Below are 23,777 nucleotides of genomic sequence, written 5' to 3'. Positions count from 1 at the left end.
GTCGGGTTACTCCAGGTTGAGTTGGATGCCGAGCGCGGTGGCCACGTCGACGAGCGTCTCCGTCTGCGCCCGCAGCGCGTCGATGGCGGCCTTCACCTTCTGCCGCCCCGGGCTGCTGTCATTGCCCATGATAGCCTGATCGAACGGGGCGGGGATCGCCTGGATGGCGTCGATGCTGGCTTGCAGCCGCTGCTTCATCTCGTCGTTCAGCTTCGGGTCCACCGCGGCCACCAGCTCGTCCAGGCCCGCGCCGTCCGTGCCGCCATAGCGCCCGAGGTACACGTTCTGGATGCCCACCGCGTTGGCGTGCAGGTCCGCGAGCGTGTTGTCGCTGAAGCAGGAGTGCTCGTCCTCCTGGTCCTTGTTGTCGTAGGCCACCGTCATGCGCTCGCCCGCCAGCTCGGCGCCGCTCAGGCTGCCCAGGCCGGTGAGGATCTTCAGCACGGCCTCCTTGGGGGCCTCGGCCACGAACGTCTTGCGGTAGTTGTCCTGGCCAGGCGCCCACGCCGCGCGCACGGACTCCAGGTCCTCCACCAACTGCTTCGTCACGAGGCTCAGGTACTGCCGGCGCCGCTCGGCGTTGGTCGGCGTGATCCCGTCGACGAAGTCCGTGTAGGGCCGGTTGCCCGGGCCCGTGTCGCTCTCGTCCTTGCCCCACAGCAGGAACTCGATGGCGTGATAGCCCGAGGAGATGTTCGTCTCTCCATCGCGCTCGTTCATCGAGGTGATCAGCTCCTGGGTCAGCGGCTCCTGGCCGTCGATGATGCCGTCGATGTACGCCTCGTCCAGCGGCCAGGCGTTGATCTGCCCCTCGGGGCCGGTGTCCTCATCGTCGATGGGGCCGCCGTAGAAGCGGAAGGCCTCGCTCTGGCCATAGGAGGCGCGCGCGTCGAGCCACGCATTGCGCGCCCCCGCCAGCTTCGTCTCGGTCGGATCAGCCACGAAGACCTCCACCGCCGTGTGCAGTGCCTCGGTCTTCTTCACCACATCCGTGTAGTTCTCGTACGTCAGCGCCGCGTAGCGCTCCACCACCGGCCGCGCGCGCGACTCCTCCAGCGCATTCGTGCCACAGCCCGCGGTGAACAGCGTGCCCGCCGCCATCAATGCCAGCCAACCCTGCTTCGTCATGACCAATCCCCTCGTCGAGTGTGCTTTCGTAATGAATTTGCTAATCATTGTCAAAATGTGGGTCCCCAAGGATTCCGGGACGCGCGGTGGCAGAGCCATTCAGAGCGAGTCGAGGAAGGCGAGGAGGGCGTCGCGCTCGGCGCGGGACAGGCGGAGCACCGTGTCGCGGGCGGCCTGGGCCTCGCCACCGTGCCAGAGGATGGCCTCAAGCACCGTGCGGGCCCGGCCATCGTGGAGCAGGCGCGTGTGGCCGCTGACGGTGCGCGTCAGGCCGAGGCCCCACAGCGGGGGCGTGCGCCATTCGTTGCCGGTGGCGAGGAAGTCGTCGTAGCCGTCGGCGAGCGCCTCCCCCAGGTCATGCAGGAGCAGGTCCGAGTAGGGCCACACCCGCTGGTGGGACAGCTCGGGGCGGCCCTCCACCTCTCCCGTCTCGAGCGAGGGCCGGTGGCAGCGGGCGCAGCCCACGCGGTGGAAGACGTCCTTGCCCTGGAGCACCTGGGGTTGGTCATGCCCGCGGCGGGCGGGGACGGCGAGCGCGGCGGTGTAGGCGGTGAGAGCGGCCAGCTTGCCCTCGTCCAACTCGGGGGCTCCTCCAGAGGAGGCCGAGAGGCAGGTGGCCTGCGCGGCGGTGCAGGCCTCGGTGGGGAAGAGCGGCGAGGTGATGCCGAGGTCCCCCCTCATGGCCGCGGCGTTCTGCTGCTCCAGGTCGGGCTGGTTGGCCTTCCAGCCGAAGCGGCCCAGCTCCCACCGCCCCCGGCGCACGCTCCACACCCGGTTGGGCCGCCCGGAGATGCCGTCTCCATCCGCGTCCTCGGGATCCGCCCATTCGAGGAGGCTCTCCTCGGGCACCGCCGCGAGCAGCCCCGGCCCCACCAGCGGCTGCGCCACCCGCGGAGACAGGCGCACGTCCGGCGACAACGGCCCGTGGGCGAGCCGCGAGAGGACATACACGGGCGCGCGCAGCGTCCAGGGCTCTCCATCCGCGAAGGTCCCCGAGCTCTCCTCCCAGGTGAGCGTGGTGCGTCCCTCGGTGGGCACTCCGGAGATCGACCGCGTCTGGAGTTGATCTCCATAGGTGGGCTCGGGCCGGGGTCCCCCGTGCTCACCCTCGCCGGGCACGCTCAGGCGCAAGAGCAGCGAGACCGTGGGCTGCTCGGAGCCCTGGGGTGGAGCGCCGCGTCCGTTCTGGAAGTGGCACGCCTCGCAGGACACGGAATTGAAGAGCGGGCCGAGGCCATCGCGATCTTCTCGTGAGTCGGGCGCCGCGAACCAGTCCGCCTCGAACAGGGCCTCCCCCGCGCCGAACGCGGACAGCCGCGACGGGGAGAGCGAGGGCGCGGGACGCGAGAAGGCCTGCGCGCTCGTGTCCCGCACCGTGGCTCCGCCTCCGGGGCGCTCCTCCCCGGCTTCCACCACCGCATGGCTCGGGTGGGGGCCATCATCCGGTGCCCGCGAGGTCGGGCCACATGCGACGAGCAGGCCCCAGCCGACGGTGACGAGCGTGTGCGCGGGCTTCATGGGAACACCACCGGGAGGGGAGTCGGAGAGCGGGGAGAGCCCTCGGAGGGCGTGCTCGCGCCGAGCTGCCCGTCATGGTTGGCGCCCCAGGCGAGGCAGTCCCCGTCCCGGGTGCGGGCGAGCGTGTGCAGGGAGCCCGCAGCCACGGCGCGCACGGGCCCGAGCCCCTGGACCTGGATGGGCCTCGGCCGCTCCGCGAGGCTGCCGTCCCCGAGCTGCGCGTTGGAGTTCTGCCCCCACGCCCAGAGCGTCCCCGAGGCCGAGAGCGCGAAGCCGACGTTGTTGAGGGCGGACACGGCCACCGCGTCCTTCACGTCCAGCACGTCCACGGGTTGGGCCCGGCTTCCGAGCATCCCACTCTTGCCATGGCCGAGCTGTCCCGACATGCCCAGGCCCCACGCCCGCACGCGGCCGTCCGCGCCGAGCGCCAGCACATGGCCTCGTCCCGTCGCGATGTCCACCACCCGGCCGAGGTGCGCCACTTCCAGGGGCTCGGGGTGGGGCGTGGCATCCAGCTCTCCGTTGCCGAGCTGTCCATCGCCGTTGTCGCCCCAGGTGAAGACGGTGCCATCGCGGCGCAGCGCCACGGAGTGCGCTGTGCCCACGGCCACGCGGACGATGTCCGACAGGCCGGGCACACGCGTGGGCGCCTCCACGGGCGCGGTCGAGCCGAGCCCCAGTTGTCCCTTCGTGTTGCTTCCCACCGCGAGCACCGTGCCGTCGGCGAGCAGCAGCAGGGCATGGTTCGCGCCAAGCGCCGCGTCCACCACCGGGCCGGGAGTCTCCACCCGGGTGGGCGTGGAGGGCTCCTTTCGCGCCGGGACGAGTCCCCGGGGCAGCGTGCCCCAGGCCCACGCGCCGCCGTCCTCCAGGAGGACGAGGGTCGAGGAGGGTCCAGCCATCACCGCGCGCACCGGGGCGAGCCCCGGGACGGGAAGGGGGAGGGGCGTGTTGCCGGCGTCCGGGCGTCCCAGTTGCCCCGCGTCGTTGCCGCCCCAGGTGAAGAGCTGGCCGTCGCGCAGGGCCGCCGAGTGCGACAGCCCCGCGGCGAGCGAGGTGCCCCACTTGAAGCGCACCTCGGCCACGCCCGTGTTGCCCGCCGCGTCCACGGCCTCCACGCGCAGGTGGTTGGTGCCCGGGAGGGGGCGGCCCTCGAGGGTGAAGGCCGCCGAGGGTGTGAAGTCCACGGGCGGCGCGCCATTGAGGGACCAGGAGGCGCGCACCACGCCCTGGTCGTCCTCGAGCGCTCCCCGGACATGCACCTGGAAGGCGGCGACGTCCTGCCCCTCGGCGGGGGAGAGGAGGCGCACATGGGGCGCCTGGGTGTCGGGCGCGGGCGGAGCCGGGGGCGGGGGCTCGTGGCCACAGGCGAGGGCGCACAGCGCGAGCAGCGGGCTCGCGGCGCGGAGGGCGGTTCCCGGGCTCATGGCAACACCACCTGCTGGGGCAGGGGATAGGCCCACTGCTCCAACTGGTTCGAGCCACCGCCCAGCGAACCTCCCACGCTCCAGCCCCAGGCGAACAGCGGCCCGTCCCGATGGTGGGCGATGACATGGGTGGCGCCGGGGCTCACGTCGTCCAGGCCGGTGAGGGGCTCCGGGGGCTCCACGCGCAGCAGCACCGGGGTGGTGGGCACGGAGGCCCGGGTGGTGTCTCCCGTGCCGAGCTGTCCATTGACGTTCTCGCCCCAGCCCCACAGCGTGCCGTCGCGCCGGAGGGCGAAGCTCATGGTGCCCTGGGCGAAGACGGCGGTGGCCTCCGTGAGGCCCTGGACCTGGACGGGGCTGTCGCGCTGGTCCTCCGCGCCCATCTGCCCATCACCGAGCTGGCCGCTGGCGTTGAGGCCCCAGGCGGACACCGTGCCGTCCTCGTGCAGGGCGAGCAGGTGGTCGCGCCCGTTGGCGAGGTCCACCACGCCGGTGAGGCCGGGCACGCGCGTGGGCGTGGCGTGGGGCTCGTCGTCGTGGGTGCCGAAGCCGAGGTTGCCATAGCCATTGTTGCCCCACACCCAGACGGTGCCGTCGCGGCGCAGCGCGGCCGAGTGCTGCGAGCCGCCGATGACCCGGACGACGTCGGTGAGCCCGGAGACGGGCACGGGGAAGTGCCGATCCGTGGTGGTGCCGTCGCCGAGCTGGCCGTTGCCGTTCTCGCCGAACGCGGACACGTGCCCGTCCCGGTGCAGCACCAGCATGTGTCTGTAGCCCACCGCGGCGGCCACCGCGTCGGAGATGCCGGGCACGCGCGTGGGCACCAGGCGCACCGTCGTGTCGGACGCGCCGGGCACCGCCAGGCCGAGCTGCCCGCTCGCGTTGTCTCCCCACGTCCACACCGAGCCGTCCCGCTGAATCGCCAGGGAGTTGTTCTGGGCGAAGGCGATGGCGGCCACGTCCGCGAGCCCCTCCACCTTCACCGGGCTCTTGCTGTTCGTGGTGCTCCCGAGCCCGAGCTGCCCCCGGTTGTTGCGTCCCCAGGTGTAGAGGACGCCGTCGCGCACCGCGCCGCCGTGTAGCGCTCCCGCGCCCGTCTGGTTGCCGAAGGTGAAGCTCACCGAGGACGTCGCCTCGTTGCCCCGCGTGTCGCGTGCGTGCACCACCAGGACGTTGCGGCCCGGACGCGGCTGGAGCTCGAAGTCCAGCGCCCGCCGCTGCCCGCCCTCCGCGCCGAGCACCATCGGCTCGCTCTCGTTGAGCCGCCAGCTCAGCTCCGCGAGTCCCGAGTCATCCTCCACCGTGCCCGCCACCTGGAAGCGCGCGAGCGCCACGCGTGACGCGTCCAGCGGCGCGGTGAGCGTGATGCGAGGCGCTTGCGTGTCTGTCTCTGGCGGGTCCTCCTCCCTCGTTCCACACGCCCCCAGCAGCGCCAGCAGCAAAAGGGGGACGGACCGGGAGTTGAAATTGACTCGCAATATCGACATGTGGGCGCGCTTGTAACAGGGCGCGTCTTCGAGGCGCAAGGGGACGGGGGGGCCGCCCCGGAGGTCACTTGTTGAGGTGGTGCGTGTCGTTCCAGCGCTGGATGACGGGCTGGTTGGCATCATCCTGGTGGACGGTGAGCACGCTGATGGAGCCGGTGCCCAGCACGAAGAGGCGTCCGTCGGTGGGTGCCAGGCCCAGCCAGCGCGCGGTGAGCACGCGCAGCAGGTGGCCGTGGGAGAAGAGGAGCACGGGGCCCTTGGCCTTGTAGATGCCGGCGATGATGCGGTCGGCGCGCAGGCCCACGTCCTTGATCTTCTCTCCGCCCGGCACGCCCTTCTTCCAGATGCTCCAGTCCGGCTCCAGGGCGCGGATCTCCGCCTTGGTCTTGCCCTCGAAGGTGCCGTAGTCCCACTCCGTCAGGTCCGCGCGCTGCTCGGCGCCGTGGCCCTGGTTGGCCAGCTCGCACGTGTCGATCGCCCGGCGCAGGGGGCTGGTCCACACGGCGGCGAAGTCCCACTGGCGCAGGGGCTCGCGCAGCTTGAACGCCATCTGCCGCCCTTCTTCCAGCAGGGGCAGGTCCGTGCGGCCCGTGTGGTGGCCGGTGCGGCTCCACGCGGTTTCTCCGTGGCGGACGAGAACGACGAGCGGCAGGGACTGATTCATCGCGGACCTCTGGGGGAGATGCTCCGGGGGGAGGAGCGAGCAGGCGGGCCTGGGGTTTTAAGAAGTATTAACGGAAGACCAGGACTCTTGGGGGGCGGAGTCATTCATGACACAACGCGGTAGCGGCCGTGTGCCGGGCGCGGCGCCCATCAATCATCTGTGAGGATTCGTGCGCTTTCGAGTGGATGTCGGCAAGGGGCTGGAGCACTTCACCCGGTTCTCCTACCGCCACCCCGGGCGGGTATTGGCGGGAGTCCTGGCCGTGGCGCTGATGGCGGGGCTGCTGGCCGCGCGCCTGGGCTTCCATGGCTCGTTCGTGGAGCTGCTCCCGGCGAACACCGTGGAGGTGCGCGACCTGGAGACCGTGTCCCGGAAGGCCGGAGGGGATGGGTACCTCGTGCTGCGCGCCCAGGGCGCCGCCCCCGAGGAGCTGCGCCGCTTCGCCCAGGCGCTGGCGCCCCGGCTCGAGGCGCTGGAGGAGGTGCGCTACGTCGAGTACCGCTATGACACGCGATTCTTCTCGGACCGGGCCCTGCTGTTGCTCTCCGCGCCGAAGCTCCAGGCGCTGCGCAAGGATCTGGAGGAGGCGGTGCGGCAGCAGAAGCGCGCCGCCAACCCGCTCTACGTGGACCTGGGCGCGGAGCACGCGCCGCCCCTGACGTTCGAGGAGGTCGCCCGCCGGCACGCGCCGAAGCTCGGGGTGAGCGAGTACCTGAGCTCTCCGGATGGGCGGGAGCTGTACCTGTTCGTGAAGCCGGCGGGGCTGGCGGGAGACCTGGTCTTCGCCCAGCGGCTGGTGTCGCGCGTGCGGGAGACGAGCGCCGAGGTGGCGCGTGGCTTTCCCGGCGTGAAGACGGACGCGACGGGCGCGCACGTGTTGCGGCTGGAGGAGGACCGGCGGATGCGCGAGGACCTCACGCGCGCCTCGCTCTTGTCGGGCATCATCGCGGCGCTCATCGTGGCCGTGTCGTGCCGGCGCCTCACGGCGCTGCTGGTGGTGGGCGCGCCCGTGGGCGTGGGCCTGCTCGTCACGTTCGCGATGGTGCAGGTGACGATCGGCTACCTCAACATCATCACCGGCTTCCTCGTGGCCATCCTCATCGGCCTGGGCATCGAGTACGGCCTGCACCTGGCGATGCGCTACGCCGAGGAGCGCCGGGGCCTGCCCGCCGAGGCGGCCCTGCGCGAGGCGGTGCAGGGCACGTGGGCGGGCGCGCTGACGTCGGCCAGCACCAACGCCGCCGCCTTCGCCGCGCTCACGCTCGCCGAGTTCCAGGCCTTCGCCCAGTTCGGGTGGATCGCCGCCGCGGGCGTGCTGTCCACGGTGCTGGCCACGTACCTGGTGGGCCCCTCGCTCATCGCCCTGGCCGAGCGGCTGCGGCCCCTGCGCGCCGCCCAGCCCCTGCCGGCCCGGCCTCCGCGTCCGCCTCGAGGGCCCGTGCCCCGCTCCCTGCTGGTGGCCGTGGTGGTGGGCGTGTGCGCGCTCGTGGCCTACTCGGCGACGGTGGCGGGGTCCATCGGCTTCGAGCCCGACATGCGCAAGCTGCGCGGGGAGTTCGCCGCCACCCGGCTGGACGATCACATCATCGCCCAGCTCGGACGGCGCCACGCGCCCACGGTGTTCCTCACGCCGGACGTGGCGCGGGCCGAGCGGCTCGCGAGCGCGCTGCGCGAGCTGGAGGCCCGTCACGGCGAGGACCGCATCTTCTCGGAGGTGGCGTCGCTCAGCGACTTCCTGCCGCGCACGGGCGCGGACGTGGAGGCCGAGCGCGCCGCCCTGCGCGCCTTCGTGGACGGCCTGCCCGAGATCGCCCGTGAATCGGAGAAGGTGCGTCCCGCGCTCGAGCGGCTGGAGGCGCTGCTCGCGGCGAAGCCTTATGGGGTGGAGGCGTTGCCCGCGGAGGTGCGCCGCCGCTTCACCGCGCTGGATGGCGAGGGCAGCTTCGTGATGGCCTTCAAGAACGAGTCCCTCTCCGACACGGACGCGCTGCACCGCTTCGGCGCGCAGATGGAGGAGCTGCGCGAGGTGGCGCGGGCGAAGGGCCTGGAGGTCCAGGTGCTCGACTCGAACCTCATCGCCTACCGCATCTTCGATCTGGTGGAGAAGGATGGCCCCTGGCTGCTGCTCGCGGCGAGCCTGGCGGTGTTCGCGATGATCACCCTGAGCCTGCGCAGCCTGCGCCGGGCGGGGCTGGTGGCGGGGCCGTTGTACCTGGGGCTCGCGTGCCTGCCGGCGGCGATGCACCTGTACGGACTCAAGCTCAACTTCATCAACGCCGTGGTGCTGCCCAACCTGCTGGCCATCGCCGTGGACAACGCGGTGCACCTCTACCACCGCTACCGCGAGGAGGGGCCGGGCTCGCTGTCCCACGTGGTGCGCACCACGGGCGTGGCGGCGGTGGTGGCCACGCTCTCCAACGCGGCGGGCTACGGCGCGTTGCTCACGGCGCGTCACCCGGGGCTGCACTCCATCGGAGAGCTGGCGCTGCTGGGCGTGGGCTGCTCGTTCCTGGGGACGACGGTGCTCTTCCCCGCGCTGCTCGCGCTGCTGGAGCGCCGTGTGCCGGCCGCCGTGGCGGAGGACGAGGGCGTGCTCTCGTCCCTGCCGCTGCCCGAGGGGGTGGAGCCGGAGGAAGACGTCGGATCCACCACCTGAGCGCGCTCAGCGCTTGAGGCCGCGCTTGATGTCGGCGCACACCTGACGGGCCGCGGAGGGCCCATCCGCCTGGGCGGCGCGCACGATGGCGCTGCCCACCACGACGCCATCCGCGTGGGCGCCCACCACCCGGGCCTGCTCGGCCGAGGAGATGCCGAAGCCCGCCACCACCGGCACAGGGGACACGCGGCGCACCAGCTCCAGGCGCTCGGACAGGTCCGCCGGGAGCTGCGAGCGCATGCCCGTCACTCCCGCCACCGACACGCAGTAGACGAAGCCCCGCGCGTCCTTGGCGATGCTCTCCGCGCGCTTGGGCGACGTGGTGGGCGCGCACAGGGGGATGAGCTCCACGCCCTCGCGGTCGAACGCCTGGCGGAGGTCGATGCTCTCCTCGGGGGGCAGGTCCGGCAGGATGGTGCCCGACACGCCGCGCTCCCGGGCGAGCTTCGCGTAGCGCTCCTCGCCCAGGGCCATGATGACGTTGACGTAGGTCATCACCACGAGCGGCGTCTGGGGGCAGCGCTCGCGCACGGCGGGCACCACCTCGTCCAGCACGCGCCGCAGCGTGGAGCCGGCCTTGAGCGCCCGTTCGGAGGCGCCCTGGATGACGGGGCCGTCGGCGATGGGATCGCTGAACGCCACGCCAATCTCCAGGATGTCCGCGCCGCCCTCCACGCACGCGGCGAACACGTCCACCGAGCGGGGAAGGTCCGGGTCTCCCGCCATGGCGTACGCCACCAGCGCGCCCTCTCCACGGGCCTTGGCCCGGGCGAATGCGTCCGCGATTGCCCCGCTCATGCTCCCTCCAGACGGATGGCCGGAGGCACGCCCCGCGCCGCGATGGTGGCCACGTCCTTGTCTCCGCGGCCCGAACAATTGATGACCAGGTACTTGCCCTTGCCCAGCTCGCGCGCCAGCTCCCCCGCGCGCGCGAAGGCGTGCGAGGACTCGAGCGCGGGGAGGATGCCCTCGTTGCGGCACACCTCGTAGAAGGCCTTGAGCGCCTCGTCGTCCGTGGCGGTGCGCACCTCCACCCGCCCCGTCTTCGCCAGGTACGCCAGCTCCGGCCCCACGCCCGGGTAGTCCAGGCCCGCGGAGATGGAGTGCGCCTCGATGATCTGCCCGTGCTCGTCCTGGAGCACCAGCGAGCGCGAGCCATGCAGCACGCCCTCGGTGCCCAGCGTCAGTGACGCGCCATGCTGGCCCGAGTCGAGCCCGTGGCCACCGGCCTCCACGCCGACGAGCCGCACGTTCTTGTCGCCGATGAAGGGGTGCAGGATGCCGATGGCGTTCGAGCCGCCGCCGATGCACGCGATGATGGCGTCGGGCAGTTGGCCGAAGGCCACGATCGACTGGGTGCGCACTTCCTTGCCGATGACGGATTGGAAGTCGCGGACGATGGTGGGGTAGGGGTGGGGCCCGGCCGCGCTGCCGATGACGTAGTGGGTGTCATGAATCTGCGCCACCCAGACGCGCATGGCCTCGTTCATCGCGTCCTTGAGGGTGCGCGAGCCCGACTCCACCGGGTGCACCGTGGCGCCCAGGGCCTTCATGCGGAAGACGTTGAGCGACTGGCGCTCCACGTCCAGCGCGCCCATGTAAACCTCGCAGGGCAGGCCGAAGAGGGCACACGCGGTGGCGGTGGCGACTCCGTGCTGACCCGCGCCCGTCTCCGCGATGATGCGCTTCTTGCCCATGCGCTTGGCCAGCAGCACCTGGCCGATGGTGTTGTTGATCTTGTGCGCGCCCGTGTGCGCCAGGTCCTCGCGCTTGAGCCACACCTCGGCGCCACCCCACAGCGCGGTGAGCCGGCGCGCGGGCGTCAGCGGCGTCTCGCGCCCGACGAACTCGCGCAGCACCTGCGCCACCTGCTCGCCGAAGGACGGATCCTTCTGGGCCTCGGCGTAGGCGAGCTCCAACTCCTGATGCGCCGGCACCAACGTCTCCGGCACGTAACGGCCGCCATAACGGCCAAAGCGGCCCGGGGCGGTTTTCGTGTCCATGGTCGTCTTCCTCACTCCGAAAAGGTGCTCTTCACGGCGCGCACGAAGGCGCGCACCGCGTCCGCGTCCTTGATACCGGGGCTCGTCTCCACTCCGCTCGCCACATCCACTCCGTAGGCCCGCGTGGCGAGCACGGCGTCGCGCACGTTGCCCGGATTCAGCCCGCCGGCCACCAGCACCGGCACGCCCGCGTCCGTCAGCCGCGCCACCAGCGACCAGTCGAAGCCCACGCCGCCTCCGCCGTAGCCCGGCGCCGCTCCGTCCAGGAGCAGCGTCGCCACGTCACCCACGCCCACGTAGGCACGCGCCCGCTCCACGTCCTCGGGGCCCCGGATGCGCAGGGCCTTGATGACGGGCACGCCGTAGCCCGAGCAGGCCTCGGGCGGCTCGTCTCCGTGCAGCTGCACCGACGTGAGCCCGCAGTCGCGTACCCGGGCCCGGATGACGTCGGGGGACTCGTTGACGAAGACGCCCACCACCGCGCCCAACGCGGGCCGGGTGCGCGCCAGGGCCGCCGCCACCTCGGGCGTCACGTACCGGGGCGAGCGCGCATAGAAGTTGAGCCCCAGTGCGTCCGCGCCCGCGGCCCACGCCATGCGCGCGTCCTCCACGCGGGTGAGCCCGCAGATCTTCACCCGCGTGCTCATGGCGCCTTCCCAGGCGCGAGCAGCCGCGCCAGTGCCTCACCCGGATGTGGCGCGCGCAGGAGGGACTCGCCCACGAGCACCGCGTCCGCGCCCGCTGACCGGGCCGCCACGAAGTCCTCGTGCGTCTTGAGGCCACTCTCGGCCACGAACGCCTGGGCCCGGCCGCGCAAGAGTGGGATGACCCGCAGGGCGGTGGCGATGTCCGTGCGCAGCGTGGCGAGGTTGCGGTTGTTGATGCCCACCAGCTCCGCCCCCGCCTGGAGCGCCCGCTCGGCGTGCTCCTGGGTATGGGCCTCGACGAGCGCCGCCACCCGGCACGCCCTGGCCGTGGCCACCATCTCCGCGAGCTGGCCATCCTCCAGCGCGTCCGCGATGAGCAGTATCGCGTCCGCGCCGAGCGCCGCGCTCTCCTCGATCTCCTGGGGCGCCACGAGGAAGTCCTTGCGCAGCACGGGCACGGACACGGCCGCGCGCACCTGGAGCAGGTCCTCGAGGCTCCCACCGAAGTCCACGTCATCGGTGAGCACGCTGATGGCGCAGGCGCCCGCGGCCTCGTAGCCCCGCGCCACGGAGACCAGGTCCGTGTGCGGGAAGTCACCGCCCGAGGGGCTGCGGCGCTTCACCTCGGCGATGACGTTGATGGGCAGGCCCGGACGGTGCCGGGTGAGGGCGGCGGCGAAGTCCCGCCCGGGGGGACGGGGCTGCTTGGCCACCCGGGGCCCGCGCGCGGCGAGCTCCCGGCGCTTGCGCGCGAAGATGGCCTCGAGCTTGTCGGTGGGAGGGAGGGGCGCGCTCATGCCGCACCTCCCTTGACGAGCGCGGCCAGCTTGGAGGCCGCGGCGCCGGAGTCGAGCGACTCCACCGCCCGCATGGCGCCTTCCTTCAGGTTGGCCGCCTTGCCCACCACCACGAGCGCCGCCGCGGTGTTGAGCACCACGGCGGTGCGCACCCCGGAGCGCTCTCCCTCGAGCAGCGCCCGGAAGCGACGGGCGTTGTCCTCCACGTCCCCGCCGACGATGGACTCAGGCGGCACGCGCTCGAGCCCCGCGTCCTCGGGGTGGATGGTGAACAGGCGCACCGAGCCGTCCTCGTGCAGCTCCGCCACGTCCGAGGCCGTGCACGGCGACAGCTCGTCCAGCCCGTCGCGCCCGTGCACCACCCAGGCGCGCTTGCTGCCCAGCCGCGCGAGCACGCGCGCCGTCTGCTCCAGCCGCTCCCCGGCGAAGGTGCCGAGGACCTGGTAGCGCGCGCCGGCGGGGTTTGTCAGCGGGCCCAGCAGGTTGAAGATGGTGTGCAGGCCGAGCTCACGCCGGCTCGGCGCCACGTGGCGCAGGGCGCTGTGGTGCGAGGGCGCGAAGAGAAAGCCCACCCCGTGCGCGTCGATGTCATGCGTCACCTGCTCGTGCGAGCGGTCCATGGGGACGCCCAGGGCCGCGAGCACGTCCGAGCTGCCACAGCGTGAGGACACCGCGCGGTTGCCGTGTTTGGCCACCGTCACCCCCGCCCCCGCGGCCACGAGGGCCACGGCGGTGGAGATGTTGAAGGTGTTGGCGCCATCGCCACCCGTGCCGCAGGTGTCGAGCACCACCTCGGAGCGCGGATGGATGCGCGTGGCGCACGCGCGCATGGCCTCGGCCGCCCCGAGCAGCTCGTCTTCCGTCTCACCCTTCATGCGCAACGCGACCGCCAGGCCGCCCACCTGGGCGGGCGTTGCTTCTCCCGCGAGCATCTGACCCATCACCGAGGCCATTTCCTCTCGCGTCAGGTCGCGTCGGTTGGCGACCCGGCTCAGCGCTTCCTTGAGCGTCATGTCTGGTTACTCCAGTCGCGTCACGTCACGGCCCAGAGCGCCCGCCGTGCGGGTCTCACCGGAGCTCGCGTGCGGTCGCCAGCCATGACGGCGGATCTCGTCGTTTACACGCTCGATGTCCTGGGCCGTCACGTCTGGTCGCATCACGATCAACATGGCTGGTGATTCTCCGATGTGCCGCCACCTGGGAAAGAGGTGCCGGTGATTGGGGACCGCGGGTCATCTGGATGGACGCGGGGTGCCTCGGATGTGAGGAACGTATCCGCTGGTCTCCAGATTTCCGGCGAGTCTGACTGGGACGAATCAGGGAATCAATGTAGGACGGGAAATAGGGTCTTCGTCGGAGGGTGCGCCGTGGGCAAGCCGGACGTCATCGTGGTGGGGGCGGGGCTGGCGGGGTTGACGTGTGCGCGGCTGCTTCACCAGGCGAAGGTGAAGGTGCGCGTGCTGGAGGCGGGCGACGGGGTGGGCGGGAGGGTGCGCACGGACACGGTGGACGGCTTCCTGCTGGACCGAGGCTTCCAGGTGTTCCTCACCGCCTACCCGGAGCCCCCTCGGTGGTTGGACTACCGGGCGCTCGACCTGCGGCGCTTCTTTCCCGGGGCGCGGGTCTGGCGCGCGGGAGGAATGCACCTGGTGGCGGATCCCTTCCGCCGGCCGCTGCACGCCGCGCTGCATGCCTTCAACCCCGTGGGCTCGTTCACCGACAAGTTGCACGTTCTCGACTTGTGGAAGCAGGCGCAGGCCGGCCCGGTGGAGGAGGTGTTCCAGCGTCCGCAGAAGACGTCGCGGGAGTACCTGCGCGACGTGGGCTTCTCCGACGCGATGCTGGAGGGTTTCCTCCAGCCCTTCTTCGGCGGCATCTTCCTGGAGAAGGCGCTGAGCACTTCGAGCCGGATGCTGGAGTTCGTCTTCCGGATGTTCGCCACCGGGGCCACGGCGGTGCCCGCGCGGGGCATGGGGGCGCTCTCCGCGCAGCTCGCCGCGAAGTTGCCCGAGGGGACGTTGAAGCTGAACACGCCGGTGGAGGAGGTCTTCGGGCACCGGGTGCGGCTGGCGTCGGGGGCGCGCGAGGACTGTGACGCGGTGGTGGTGGCCACGGACGCGCCCGCGGCGGCGGAGCTCCTGCCCGGCATGCCCTCGCGGCGGATGAACACGGTGACGTGCCTGTACTTCGCCGCCCCCGAGCCGCCCGTGCGCGGGCCCTATCTGGTGCTCAATGGGGATGGGCGGGGGCCGGTGAACAACCTCGCGGTGATGAGCGAGGTGGCACCCGAGTACGCCCCCGCCGGGCAGGCGCTCGTCTCGGTGTCGGTGCTGGAACCCGCGGACGAGTCCCTGGAGGCGCGCGTGCACGAGCAGCTCACGGAGTGGTTTGGCGCGGGGGTGAAGGGGTGGCGGCACCTGCGCACGTACGCGCTTCCCCAGGCCCTGCCGGAGCAGTCGCCCGAGTCCTGGGAGACAGCCCCTCGGCGGGTGCGGCTGTCGCCCGGGCTGTATGCCTGTGGGGACTACCGGGAGAATGGCTCCATCGACGGGGCGATGACGTCGGGACGGCGCGCGGCCGAGGCCCTGCTGCGTGACTTGGAGCTGCCGCTGCCATGACGATGAATGAACCGGCGCGGGGGGTGCATCCGGCCTGGCTCGTGGCCTCGGCGGTGGGCGGGGTGGGGTGGACCGCCCTGGTGCGCTGGAACCCTCCCCACTTCTTCGCGTGGGCCGCGCTCTATTGCGCGCTCTGGATGGCCGTGTCGGTGCTGGCGCTCGGCCGGGAGGGGCGGGCGCGGCTGGTGCCCCGGGGCGAGGACGTGCTGTGGGGCGTGACGTTCGCGGGCGTGCTGTACGTGGGCTCGCGCGGCGTGTTGTGGGCGCTGTGCGGAGGCTTCTCGCGGGTGCTCTGCGAGCCCCTGCTGGAGGTCTACACGGGCTTTGGCCGGGGCGGGTGGGTGTCCGCGGTGGTGCTGGTGCTGCTCATCGCCCCCGCCGAGGAGGTGTTCTGGCGCGGGGTGGTGCAGGGCGCCCTGCGGCCGAGGGTGGGCGTCCGGGGCTGCGTCGTGGTGGCCGCCGCCCTGTCGAGTCTCCTGCTGCTCTTCTTCAGGGAGCCCCTGCTGGCGCTCGCGGCGTTTCCCACCTCGCTCGCCTGGGGGCTGCTCGCCGAGTGGCGCCGCGGTCTGCTGGCCCCGTGGGTGAGCCACGCGCTCTGGGATGTGCTCATCATCGTCCTGGCACCGGTCATCTGACGCAAGCCCAAGTCCTCGAGAGGGAATCACCATGAGCCAGCCCACACCCAACGCCGCCGCCCCGACCTTCTACCCCATGCTGCGCTACAAGAACGCGCCCGCGGCCATCAAGTGGCTGGCGGCTGCATTCGGCTTCGAGGAGCACCTGGTGGTCCCGGGGCCCGACGGCACCGTGGCCCACGCGGAGCTGCGCTTCGGCACGGGCATCTTCATGCTGGGCAGTCAGAAGGACGACATCTACGGCAACGCCGGCATGGCTCCGTACGTCTACGTGCGTGACCTCGACGCCCACTGTGTCCGGGCCCGGGCGGCGGGGGCCGTCATCGTGAGGGAGCCCTTCGACACCGACTATGGCTCGCGGGATTACGCGGCGCGTGACTGCGAGGGCCATGTCTGGAGCTTCGGGACCTATCGTCCCGCACCGTGAAGTTCGCCTCGCGGCGGTGGGCGCTTCGCTGTGCACCCTGGCGCGCGGAGGGTAAAAGGGCGGCCATGAAACGTACCCTCCGCACCCTCGCCACCACGGCGCTGCTCCTGTCGGGAGTCGCCGGTGCCGCCGAGCCCACCTCGGCTCCCGCCCGCCTGCCCACGGCCGCCGAGCTCAAGCGCATGACGGCGCGCTTCGCCCCCGTCGACATCCAGGTGGATGTCTCCAAGCTTCCGGAGAGCGAGCGGCGTGCGCTCGCGAAGATCCTCCAGGCCGCCCGCATCATGGATCCGCTCTTCATGCGCCAGGCCTGGGCGGGCAACGAGACGCTGCTGCTGTCCCTGCTCCAGGACACCTCGCCGCTGGGCAAGGAGCGGCTGCACGCCTTCCTGCTCAACAAGGGTCCCTGGTCGCGGCTGGACCACAACGCGCCCTTCGTGCCCGGGGTGCCCGCCAAGCCGCTCGAGGGCAACTTCTACCCGGCCGGCGCCACCCAGGCGGAGGTGGAGACGTGGGTGAAGTCCCTGCCCGAGGCCCAGCAGCGGCAGGCCACGGGTTTCTTCACCACCGTGCGCCGGGGCCCAGATGGCAACTTCATCTCCGTGCCCTACAGCGTCGAGTACCAGGGGGAGCTCTCCCAGGCCGCGCGCCTGCTGCTCGAGGCCGCCGAGCTCACCACCCAGCCCACGCTGCGCGCGTTCCTCACCCAGCGCGCCGCCAGCTTCCTGAGCAACGACTACTACCCGAGCGAAGTGGCGTGGATGGAGCTGGACGCGAGCATCGAGCCGACCATCGGGCCCTACGAGGTCTACGAGGACGAGTGGTTCAACTACAAGGCCGCCTTCGAGGCCTTCATCGCCGTGCGCGATGACGCCGAGACGCAGAAGCTCGCGAAGTTCAGCGGCGAGTTGCAGGGGCTGGAGAACACGCTCCCCATCGATCCGAAGATGCGCAATCCGCAACTGGGCGCGCTCGCGCCCATCCGGGTCGTCAACAGCCTGTTCTCCTCGGGGGACGGCAACCGGGGCGTGCAGACGGCGGCCTACAACCTGCCCAACGACGAGCGCGTGGCGGCGGAGAAGGGCACCAAGCGCGTGATGCTCAAGAACATCCAGGAGGCGAAGTTCCAGCGCGTGCTCCTGCCCATCGCCCAGGTGGCGCTCGCGCCGAAGGATCGCAAGGACGTGTCCTTCGACGCCTTCTTCACCCACATCCTCATGCACGAGCTGATGCACGGCCTGGGTCCCCACAACATCACGGTGGAGGGCAAGCAGACCACGGTGCGTCAGGCGTTGCAGGCGGCCTCAAGCGCCCTCGAGGAGGCCAAGGCGGACATCTCCGGCCTGTGGGCGTTGCAGTCGCTCGTGGACAAGGGGGTCATCGGCAAGGAGCTGGAGCGCACCATGTACACGACGTTCCTGGCGTCGGCGTTCCGCTCCATCCGCTTCGGCATCAACGAGGCGCACGGCAAGGGCATTGCGTTGCAGCTCAACCACTTCCTGGACACGGGGGCGGTGGTGGTGGCCAAGGACGGCACTTTCTCCGTGGTGCCGGGCAAGGTGCGCGAGTCCGTCACCGCGCTGACGAAGCAGCTCATGGAGTTGCAGGCCCACGGGGATCGCGCCGGCGCCGAGGCCCTGCTGGCGAAGATGGGCGTGGTGCGTCCCGAGGTGAAGCGGGTGCTGGACAAGCTGGAGAACGTCCCGGTGGACATCGAGCCGCGCTACGTCACCGCGGACAAGCTCACCGCCGAGTTCGGCAATGCGCCCGTGGTAGGCCGGTAGTCGTGCTCATATGACTGCACTGGGGACATTCTGGAATTGACTCAGAATCGTCCCCAGTACATCGCGAGGGCGAGAGAGGGAGCCTGTCCCTGGGTGAAGTATCGAGACGCCTCGTCCCTGGCGTACTCCAGGAAGCAGCGGACCGCGTGCTTTTGAGCCGATGAGAGGCCATCGAAGCGTTCGAGCTGCCAGTGACGAAGTTTCTCGTCCTGGGGGGATGTGCCCTCTTCCAGGGTGAGCCCGTACACGGTATGTGGCATCAGGTTGCCGTAGTCCGCCAATGCACCCATCAGGTAGGCGGGAAGGTAATAGCGGAACCCTTCCGAACTCGTGAACGAGGTGCTGTGGTATTGCAACTCGGCCAGGGACAAATCCTTCCAGTGCCGTCCCTTGAAGGCTTGAGACAACTCGGCACTCTCCCAATCATCGGGGTTGTAGCCAATGCGATCCTCCGTCGGAGGGGGCGCATGGTTGAACGCGGATTCGATCTGGCTCCGAAGAGCGTCAAGCCTGTCTGTTGTCATCTCGACTCACCTATCGAGACCATGAGGTTCGCATAGCGCTGGTACCAGGTGGTTGAACCCGCAGCCAACCCATTGAGTCGTTCCAACCTTGGCCAACTCGGTGGCTTGACGGGTGCACTCGTATTTCCGTGTAGTTCTGGAGCGAAGGCTCTTGGTCGCGTTTCTTCTGGAGGTGCGCCGTGTCCACCCGTCTTGTTGGCCCGCACAAGCCAGGCGCTCGGCTGAGCCTCCTGCTGCGCGGCTGGTTGCTCATCGTCCTCTTCCTCAATGCAGCATGCGCCACGGGTGTTCCTCGGGGTGGCCTGTACAGGCCACCGACACCCCATTTCCATGAGGCCGCCCAGTCTCCCACGGCTGAAGCGGAGGCAGAAGAGGTGGAGGAGAGCGAGGTCTCGGACGAGCTGGTTCGTCTCTCCCTGCCCACCCGATTCGGGGCCGTGCAGGTGAGCGATTTCGAACTCAACGAAGCCCTCACCACCCTGGTGCTGAACATGCCGCTGCGGGTGGCCGGCTCCCACGTCCCGCTCTACCTCCACCGGAAGTTGGCGCTGGCCTCCGTTCCTCTCACAGGCGAGGAGTGGCGCACCCCATTGGCGCGGTCCTACGGGGGGTTCTGCGAGCGGCGAGGCACGTCGGGCGACTGCCTGGAGTTGTTCAAGGACGGTCCGGGCCTGGACGGTGAGGACAAGCGTGACATCGCCCTGGCGCTTTCCTTGGATGCGGCGCTGGAGGCCCGGGACGCGCAGCTGCGCGGCATGTTCTCCACGACGCAGCTCTGGACGACGCTGAGCCTCACCATCATTGGATACATGGCTTTGGTTGCGGCACCCGAGCCCGTTTCTAAAGGTGTCGCCGCCGCGCTGGCCCTGCTCATGTGGGGCTACCTCGGGTGGGAACTCTTCGACCTGGTGCGGGCCTGGTTCCAGCTCTGGGAGGAGGCGGCGGAGGCCAGCACGTTCGCGGAGCTGCGCGAGGCGGGAGACCGATTCGGCAAGGTCATCGGGCCCAACAGCGTGCGGATTCTCCTCCTGCTGGGCACGGCAGCGGTGGGGGAGACGGCGGCGCTCGTGTCCAAGGCCCCAACGCTGCCGGGCTTCGCGAAAGCCGCCGGTGCGCTCAAATCCCATGCCGGCATCCGAGACGTGCTCACGGCCGTGCAGGAAGCGGACAAGGTGAAGGTCGCCGTGGCCGAGGGCACCTTCAGTGTCGTCCTACCCGCCAACGTCTTGAGCATGGCCGCGAGGGGCGCTCCGGCTCGCGCGGACCCGCCGAAGAAGAAGCCGGACGTGCATCACATCGCCACCGTCGAGAACGAGAAGTCCACCTTGCGCGGCGGTCCCTGGACGCAGCGGTTCAGGAAGATTTTCGACAAAGCCGGCATGTCGATGGAAGACCCGGCCAACAAGAGCCCCGTTGTTGGCCACAAGGGGCCACATCCGGAGCAGTACCATCAAATCGTTCATGACGAGTTGTATAGGGCGACGGAAAGCTGCCCCGACAAACAGGCGTGTGCGAGAGCGTTGAGACAGGCGCTCCAGAAGTTGGCGGAGGAGATTCTCACTGCGGGCAGCAGGCTCAACAGGCTGCTCACCAAAGGGGCAGCACCCTAGGAGCCCTTCATGGCGAAGCGGTATTTCAGGCTGTTGGACGATCTCCAGCTCCCGGGCCGCTGGGAATTGGATGATCCCGTGGATCAGCGGGGACAGGCGCTCCGCACCTGGCTGCTCGCACGAGGCGAGTCTGCTCACGTCGAAGGGCGGCTTCGGATCCCCATCTACGTCCCCGGTCGGTCGCTCGACTTTTCCCTGTTGGCCGGTGCTCCCATCCCCGTGGTCCGAGCCAGGGTGGCAGCCGTCTTCTCCGAGCTGGCTCCTGACGATGTGCAGCTCATTCCGGTGGACGTGGACGGGCAGACCGAGCCCTATGTCCTCCTGAACATCACACGCGTCGTGAAGTGCATCGACGACGAGGCTTCCGACGAAGTGCGCTACTGGAAGCTGGAGGATGGGCAACCCGAAAAGCTTGGACAGTACCGGTCCGTCATCGGAATGCGCATCGACCCCTCGAAAGTGGGCAATGCCGGGGTATTCCGCACTTGGGGCTGGGAGTTGGCCATCGTTGTGTCCGAGGCCATTAAGGATGCGCTGGAGCGCATGGGGGCCACGGGGACGAAGTTCCAAGAGGTGACCGGTCAGAGCACCGCCAGTGCGGAGGAGCGAGCGCGGGACCGGAAGAGCCGCGAGCTGCTGGAGATGGCGGACACCGCGCGTGAAACGGCCTGGCGCACCTTCGGGTCGCTGGACAAAGAGGTCTTCATGCCCATCGCCATGAGCGGCTCGTGGCCGGGCCACCGACAGCTCTGGCGCGTCATCCGTCGCGAGGAAGGGCGTACGCTGCTCGTTACACACGGGCTCTCGGACCCCTTCATCGAGCGCCTGGAGCCCTCCGTGGGCTTCGGTCTGGAACTCGCCCTGGAAGTGGACGCGGCTGTGAAGGACATCTCCAAGGGCTGGCCCCTGCTGCTGTTGGACCGTGTGGCGGATGAAATCGCCGAGCACGAGCAGGTGCGCGAGAGCGTGAAGGCGGGCCTCTTCTCCATGGAGGTGTCCGGCAAGGGCCTGCCCAAGTCGCTCGTCACCGAGGAGGGCCGGGTGGCCGTGCTGCTGGGCGTGGAGTCACGCACGCTGCCGAGTCACTTCTCCACACCGTATGGGGAGGTGAAGCTCGTCACCGTCAAGGTGCTGCTGCCCTCGGAACTGGGGTACGTGCTGGAGCACGGCGCGGAGGGGCAGGCCGAGCTGGCGCGGCGCTTCGTGGAGAGTGGCGAGGGGCACCTGTGCCGTCTCAAAAGGAAGCCCGTGGCGTAGCACGGAGTGGTGGGTAGCTCCGGGCTGTGGTGATGCCGCGCCGCTTGGCTTGAGGGCGAGCGAAGCTTGCCCCGTGGCCTGGCTCTCCAGCATTCGTTGGGCCTGGTCGTGTTGGCTGCCCACCCTCCGTGTGCACTTTCCCGTGCACGGAGGGCGGGGCCATGATGAGACATGAGCCTCATGCGCAGCCACGTTCCTCGCGGTCCCTGGGGTGTCCTCATCGCGCTCACCGTCATCGGCGCGTGGCTGGGGCACCTCGTCTGGTTGCTCGTGGGGACACGGCTGTCGCTCGCCTCGCCGCTCGCCTGGCTGCACATCGCGCTGCAGGCCTACCTGTGCACGGGCCTGTTCATCACCGGCCATGACGCCATGCACGGCACCGTGAGTCGCCGCCGGTGGGTGAACGAGACCGTGGGCACGCTCGCCTGCTTCCTCTTCGCGGGGTTGTCCTACCGGCGCCTAGTGGTCAACCACCGCGCCCACCACGCCGACCCCACCGGCCCGGACGATCCGGACTTCTCCACCCGCACCCAGTCCTTCTGGCCCTGGTTCACCACCTTCATGGTGCGCTACATGACGTGGCCGCAGTTCCTCGTCATGGCGGCCAAGTTCAACGTGCTGCTGTGGGTGGGCGTGGAGCCGTGGCGCATCTGGGCCTTCTGGGTGGCGCCCGCCGTCATGGGCACGGTGCAGCTCTTCTACTTCGGCACCTACCTGCCCCACCGGCGCCCGGACACCCCGGAGATGCGCCCCCACCACGCGCGCTCCCTGCCGCGCAACCACCTGTGGGCCATGCTCTCCTGCTACTTCTTCGGCTACCACTGGGAGCACCATGAATCCCCCTCCACCCCCTGGTGGGCGTTGTGGAGGATGCGGGATGCCCGGGCTCGCGCCGCGGCGGCGCCCCCCGAGCGGGCCGTGGGCTTGTAACCGGATGGGGGGTTGAGGCGTTATGGAAGGCACCATGCGCCACCTGCCCCCCGAGCCCCCTGGTTCCGAGATCACCTCCGAGTCGCTGTATCTGCGCCGTCGCGAGCTCATCAAGGGCGCCGCGCTCTTCGCGGGCACGGCCGCCGCCGTGGGCACGGGTCTCCAACTGCTCAGCCGCCGGCCTTCCGGGGGCGGAGGAGGCGGGGGCGGACTCGAGGGCTCGACTCCCACCGTCGCCGGCGAGGTGCCCAAGGCGAAGCGGCCCCGCGGTCCCTACGACACCGACGAGACGCCCACGTCCTACGAGGACGCCACCACCTACAACAACTTCTACGAGTTCGGCCTCGACAAGGGCGACCCGGCCGAGAACGCGCACACGCTCAAGCCGCGCCCGTGGACGGTCGTCGTCGACGGCGAGGTGGCCAAGCCGCAGCGGGTGGACCTGGACACGATGCAGTCCTGGTTCCCCCTGGAGGATCGCGTCTACCGGATGCGCTGCGTGGAGGCCTGGTCCATGGTGATTCCCTGGCTGGGCTTTCCGCTGGCGGGGCTGTTGCGGCGCGTGGAGCCCACGAGCAAGGCGAAGTACGTGGCCTTCACCACCTTGAAGGATCCCGCGCAGATGCCCGGCCAGCGCGCGGACACGCTCGACTGGCCCTACGTCGAGGGGCTGCGTCTGGACGAGGCCCTGCACCCGCTCACGATGCTGGCGGTGGGCATGTACGGCAAGGTGCTGCCCAACCAGAACGGCGCGCCGTTGCGGCTCGTGGTGCCGTGGAAGTATGGCTTCAAGGGCATCAAATCCATCGTCCGCATCTCGCTCACGGAGAAGGAGCCGCCCACCACGTGGAACCTGGCCAATGGGCGCGAGTACGGCTTCTACGCGAACGTGAATCCCGAGGTGGCCCACCCCCGCTGGAGCCAGGCCACCGAGCGCCGCATCGGCGAGCTGCGCCGCCGTCCCACGCTGCCCTTCAATGGCTACGCCGAGCAGGTGGCGAGCCTCTACACGGGCATGGATCTGCGGAAGTCCTACTGACGCCCATGGCCTCCTCGCCCCCGCTGCCCTGGCTCAAGCCGGCCTTCCTCGTGGGAGGCCTGTCCCCCCTGGCCCTGTTGCTGCTCGACTTCGCGCGCGGCACCCTGGGCGCCAATCCCATCGAGCGCGTGCTCAACCAGACGGGGATGCTCGCCCTCATCGTCCTGGTGGCCTCGCTCGCGTGCACGCCGCTCAAGCTCGTCACCGGGTGGACGTGGCCCATGCGCGTGCGCAAGCTGCTGGGCCTGCTCGGCTTTGGCTACGCGCTGCTGCACTTCCTCATCTACGTGGGCTTGGATCAGGGCCTGCGCCTGGGTGCCCTCCTCGAGGACATCACCCAGCGCCCCTTCATCACCGTGGGCTTCCTGGCGCTGGTGCTGCTCGTGCCCCTGGCCGTCACCAGCACCCAGGGCATGGTGCGCCGCCTGGGCTTTCCCCGCTGGCAGCGGCTGCACCGGCTCGCCTACGTGGCGGTGTCGCTCGGGGTGGTGCACTTCGTGTGGCGGGTGAAGCAGGACGTGACCGAGCCGCTCGTCTATGGCGGGGTGCTCGCGCTGCTCTTCGCCCTCCGCCTGGCCGAGGCCGTCCGCAAGCGCAGGGCTCGCGCGGCTCTGTCGGCCACCTGA

The 23,777-nt window shown here is 70.4% G+C and carries 22 protein-coding genes; 10 read left to right on the top strand and 12 right to left on the bottom strand.

From position 1 onward, the window contains the following. Positions 1–6 precede the first annotated feature (6 nt). From F0U63_RS41545 to F0U63_RS41525, 5 genes are all read right to left on the bottom strand, one after another. Positions 7–1,128 carry an imelysin family protein gene (locus tag F0U63_RS41545; RefSeq protein ID WP_395839383.1) on the bottom strand — a complete coding sequence of 374 codons (1,122 nt, stop codon included), beginning with the start codon at positions 1,126–1,128 and terminating at the stop codon, positions 7–9. 99 nt (positions 1,129–1,227) lie between these two features. Beyond that, positions 1,228–2,646, bottom strand: a complete 1,419-nt coding sequence (locus F0U63_RS41540) for a di-heme oxidoredictase family protein (RefSeq protein WP_395839380.1) — start codon at positions 2,644–2,646, stop codon at positions 1,228–1,230. Next, a complete protein-coding gene (locus F0U63_RS41535) occupies positions 2,643–4,073 on the bottom strand; it encodes an RCC1 domain-containing protein (protein ID WP_395839378.1) in 1,431 nt (476 codons plus the stop codon). The genes F0U63_RS41540 and F0U63_RS41535 overlap by 4 nt, the downstream gene beginning before the upstream one ends. Continuing rightward, positions 4,070–5,560 (bottom strand): RCC1 domain-containing protein, encoded by a 1,491-nt coding sequence (locus F0U63_RS41530; RefSeq protein ID WP_395839376.1) that lies wholly within the window; start codon positions 5,558–5,560, stop codon positions 4,070–4,072. The genes F0U63_RS41535 and F0U63_RS41530 overlap by 4 nt, the downstream gene beginning before the upstream one ends. A gap of 64 nt (positions 5,561–5,624) precedes the next feature. After that, positions 5,625–6,224: a histidine phosphatase family protein gene (locus F0U63_RS41525; RefSeq protein ID WP_395839373.1), complete on the bottom strand. Its 600-nt coding sequence runs from the start codon at positions 6,222–6,224 to the stop codon at positions 5,625–5,627. A gap of 169 nt (positions 6,225–6,393) precedes the next feature. Between F0U63_RS41525 and F0U63_RS41520 the strand changes: the two genes are divergently transcribed. Beyond that, a complete protein-coding gene (locus tag F0U63_RS41520) occupies positions 6,394–8,880 on the top strand; it encodes an RND family transporter (protein WP_395839371.1) in 2,487 nt (828 codons plus the stop codon). 6 nt (positions 8,881–8,886) lie between these two features. Here the strand turns inward: F0U63_RS41520 and trpA are convergent, their stop codons facing one another. Genes trpA through F0U63_RS41490 form a run of 6 tightly spaced genes read right to left on the bottom strand, consistent with a single transcriptional unit; the run spans position 8,887 to position 13,496 of the window. Beyond that, complete coding sequence (gene trpA / locus F0U63_RS41515) at positions 8,887–9,678, bottom strand: tryptophan synthase subunit alpha (protein ID WP_395839369.1); 792 nt, start codon at positions 9,676–9,678, stop codon at positions 8,887–8,889. Beyond that, the gene (trpB, locus tag F0U63_RS41510; protein ID WP_002622919.1) at positions 9,675–10,883 is read right to left on the bottom strand and encodes a tryptophan synthase subunit beta; all 1,209 of its coding nucleotides are present in this window, start codon (positions 10,881–10,883) and stop codon (positions 9,675–9,677) included. Before trpB ends, trpA begins: the two co-directional genes overlap by 4 nt. A gap of 11 nt (positions 10,884–10,894) precedes the next feature. Then, on the bottom strand, positions 10,895–11,530 hold the full coding sequence (locus tag F0U63_RS41505; RefSeq protein ID WP_395839367.1) for a phosphoribosylanthranilate isomerase: 636 nt from the start codon (positions 11,528–11,530) through the stop codon (positions 10,895–10,897). Next, positions 11,527–12,327 carry an indole-3-glycerol phosphate synthase TrpC gene (locus tag F0U63_RS41500; RefSeq protein WP_395839364.1) on the bottom strand — a complete coding sequence of 267 codons (801 nt, stop codon included), beginning with the start codon at positions 12,325–12,327 and terminating at the stop codon, positions 11,527–11,529. The genes F0U63_RS41505 and F0U63_RS41500 overlap by 4 nt, the downstream gene beginning before the upstream one ends. Beyond that, positions 12,324–13,340, bottom strand: a complete 1,017-nt coding sequence (trpD, locus tag F0U63_RS41495; RefSeq protein WP_395839362.1) for an anthranilate phosphoribosyltransferase — start codon at positions 13,338–13,340, stop codon at positions 12,324–12,326. The genes F0U63_RS41500 and trpD overlap by 4 nt, the downstream gene beginning before the upstream one ends. 6 nt (positions 13,341–13,346) lie before the next feature. Continuing rightward, entirely contained in the window at positions 13,347–13,496 is a 150-nt protein-coding gene (locus F0U63_RS41490; protein ID WP_395839360.1) for a hypothetical protein, read from the bottom strand. A 198-nt stretch (positions 13,497–13,694) separates the two neighbouring features. Between F0U63_RS41490 and F0U63_RS41485 the strand changes: the two genes are divergently transcribed. The 4 genes from F0U63_RS41485 to F0U63_RS41470 all read left to right on the top strand — a co-directional run bounded on the left by F0U63_RS41485 (position 13,695) and on the right by F0U63_RS41470 (position 17,791). Beyond that, entirely contained in the window at positions 13,695–14,945 is a 1,251-nt protein-coding gene (locus F0U63_RS41485) for an NAD(P)/FAD-dependent oxidoreductase (RefSeq protein WP_395839357.1), read from the top strand. Then, the gene (locus F0U63_RS41480; protein WP_395839355.1) at positions 14,942–15,580 is read left to right on the top strand and encodes a type II CAAX prenyl endopeptidase Rce1 family protein; all 639 of its coding nucleotides are present in this window, start codon (positions 14,942–14,944) and stop codon (positions 15,578–15,580) included. The genes F0U63_RS41485 and F0U63_RS41480 overlap by 4 nt, the downstream gene beginning before the upstream one ends. 31 nt (positions 15,581–15,611) lie before the next feature. Beyond that, the gene (locus F0U63_RS41475; protein WP_395839353.1) at positions 15,612–16,007 is read left to right on the top strand and encodes a VOC family protein; all 396 of its coding nucleotides are present in this window, start codon (positions 15,612–15,614) and stop codon (positions 16,005–16,007) included. Positions 16,008–16,072: 65 nt separating this feature from the next. Continuing rightward, a complete protein-coding gene (locus tag F0U63_RS41470; RefSeq protein ID WP_395839351.1) occupies positions 16,073–17,791 on the top strand; it encodes a hypothetical protein in 1,719 nt (572 codons plus the stop codon). A 41-nt stretch (positions 17,792–17,832) separates the two neighbouring features. Here the strand turns inward: F0U63_RS41470 and F0U63_RS41465 are convergent, their stop codons facing one another. Continuing rightward, entirely contained in the window at positions 17,833–18,315 is a 483-nt protein-coding gene (locus F0U63_RS41465; protein WP_395839349.1) for a DUF6714 family protein, read from the bottom strand. Between the two features lie 179 nt (positions 18,316–18,494). Here F0U63_RS41465 and F0U63_RS41460 point away from each other — a divergent pair, with 179 nt between their 5' ends. The 5 genes from F0U63_RS41460 to F0U63_RS41440 all read left to right on the top strand — a co-directional run bounded on the left by F0U63_RS41460 (position 18,495) and on the right by F0U63_RS41440 (position 23,777). Continuing rightward, complete coding sequence (locus tag F0U63_RS41460) at positions 18,495–19,925, top strand: AHH domain-containing protein (RefSeq protein ID WP_395839346.1); 1,431 nt, start codon at positions 18,495–18,497, stop codon at positions 19,923–19,925. A gap of 9 nt (positions 19,926–19,934) precedes the next feature. Then, positions 19,935–21,182: an imm11 family protein gene (locus F0U63_RS41455; RefSeq protein WP_395839344.1), complete on the top strand. Its 1,248-nt coding sequence runs from the start codon at positions 19,935–19,937 to the stop codon at positions 21,180–21,182. A 180-nt stretch (positions 21,183–21,362) separates the two neighbouring features. After that, positions 21,363–22,112, top strand: coding sequence for a fatty acid desaturase (locus F0U63_RS41450; protein ID WP_395848508.1), 750 nt, complete (start codon positions 21,363–21,365; stop codon positions 22,110–22,112). Between the two features lie 34 nt (positions 22,113–22,146). Further along, a complete protein-coding gene (msrP, locus tag F0U63_RS41445) occupies positions 22,147–23,151 on the top strand; it encodes a protein-methionine-sulfoxide reductase catalytic subunit MsrP (protein ID WP_395839341.1) in 1,005 nt (334 codons plus the stop codon). A 5-nt stretch (positions 23,152–23,156) separates the two neighbouring features. Next, positions 23,157–23,777: a sulfite oxidase heme-binding subunit YedZ gene (locus F0U63_RS41440; RefSeq protein ID WP_395839338.1), complete on the top strand. Its 621-nt coding sequence runs from the start codon at positions 23,157–23,159 to the stop codon at positions 23,775–23,777.

Source organism: Cystobacter fuscus (assembly GCF_044360685.1).
In the GTDB taxonomy this organism is placed as follows: domain Bacteria; phylum Myxococcota; class Myxococcia; order Myxococcales; family Myxococcaceae; genus Cystobacter; species Cystobacter fuscus_C.
Note: the sequence above shows the minus strand (reverse complement) of the source record. Positions and strands in the feature narration are given on the sequence as shown.

Bases quoted from the DNA above. Each gene is read 5' to 3' on its own strand.
- F0U63_RS41545 (WP_395839383.1), bottom strand. From the start codon at position 1,128: ATGACGAAGCAGGGTTGGCTGGCATTGATGGCGGCGGGCACGCTGTTC.
- F0U63_RS41475 (WP_395839353.1), top strand. From the start codon at position 15,612: ATGAGCCAGCCCACACCCAACGCCGCCGCCCCGACCTTCTACCCCATG.
- trpB (WP_002622919.1), bottom strand. From the start codon at position 10,883: ATGGACACGAAAACCGCCCCGGGCCGCTTTGGCCGTTATGGCGGCCGT.
- F0U63_RS41525 (WP_395839373.1), bottom strand. From the start codon at position 6,224: ATGAATCAGTCCCTGCCGCTCGTCGTTCTCGTCCGCCACGGAGAAACC.
- F0U63_RS41490 (WP_395839360.1), bottom strand. From the start codon at position 13,496: ATGTTGATCGTGATGCGACCAGACGTGACGGCCCAGGACATCGAGCGT.
- F0U63_RS41535 (WP_395839378.1), bottom strand. From the start codon at position 4,073: ATGAGCCCGGGAACCGCCCTCCGCGCCGCGAGCCCGCTGCTCGCGCTG.
- msrP (WP_395839341.1), top strand. From the start codon at position 22,147: ATGCGCCACCTGCCCCCCGAGCCCCCTGGTTCCGAGATCACCTCCGAG.
- F0U63_RS41530 (WP_395839376.1), bottom strand. From the start codon at position 5,560: ATGTCGATATTGCGAGTCAATTTCAACTCCCGGTCCGTCCCCCTTTTG.
- F0U63_RS41505 (WP_395839367.1), bottom strand. From the start codon at position 11,530: ATGAGCACGCGGGTGAAGATCTGCGGGCTCACCCGCGTGGAGGACGCG.
- trpA (WP_395839369.1), bottom strand. From the start codon at position 9,678: ATGAGCGGGGCAATCGCGGACGCATTCGCCCGGGCCAAGGCCCGTGGA.
- F0U63_RS41470 (WP_395839351.1), top strand. From the start codon at position 16,073: ATGAAACGTACCCTCCGCACCCTCGCCACCACGGCGCTGCTCCTGTCG.
- F0U63_RS41500 (WP_395839364.1), bottom strand. From the start codon at position 12,327: ATGAGCGCGCCCCTCCCTCCCACCGACAAGCTCGAGGCCATCTTCGCG.
- F0U63_RS41440 (WP_395839338.1), top strand. From the start codon at position 23,157: ATGGCCTCCTCGCCCCCGCTGCCCTGGCTCAAGCCGGCCTTCCTCGTG.
- F0U63_RS41480 (WP_395839355.1), top strand. From the start codon at position 14,942: ATGACGATGAATGAACCGGCGCGGGGGGTGCATCCGGCCTGGCTCGTG.
- F0U63_RS41465 (WP_395839349.1), bottom strand. From the start codon at position 18,315: ATGACAACAGACAGGCTTGACGCTCTTCGGAGCCAGATCGAATCCGCG.
- F0U63_RS41450 (WP_395848508.1), top strand. From the start codon at position 21,363: ATGCGCAGCCACGTTCCTCGCGGTCCCTGGGGTGTCCTCATCGCGCTC.
- trpD (WP_395839362.1), bottom strand. From the start codon at position 13,340: ATGACGCTCAAGGAAGCGCTGAGCCGGGTCGCCAACCGACGCGACCTG.
- F0U63_RS41455 (WP_395839344.1), top strand. From the start codon at position 19,935: ATGGCGAAGCGGTATTTCAGGCTGTTGGACGATCTCCAGCTCCCGGGC.
- F0U63_RS41540 (WP_395839380.1), bottom strand. From the start codon at position 2,646: ATGAAGCCCGCGCACACGCTCGTCACCGTCGGCTGGGGCCTGCTCGTC.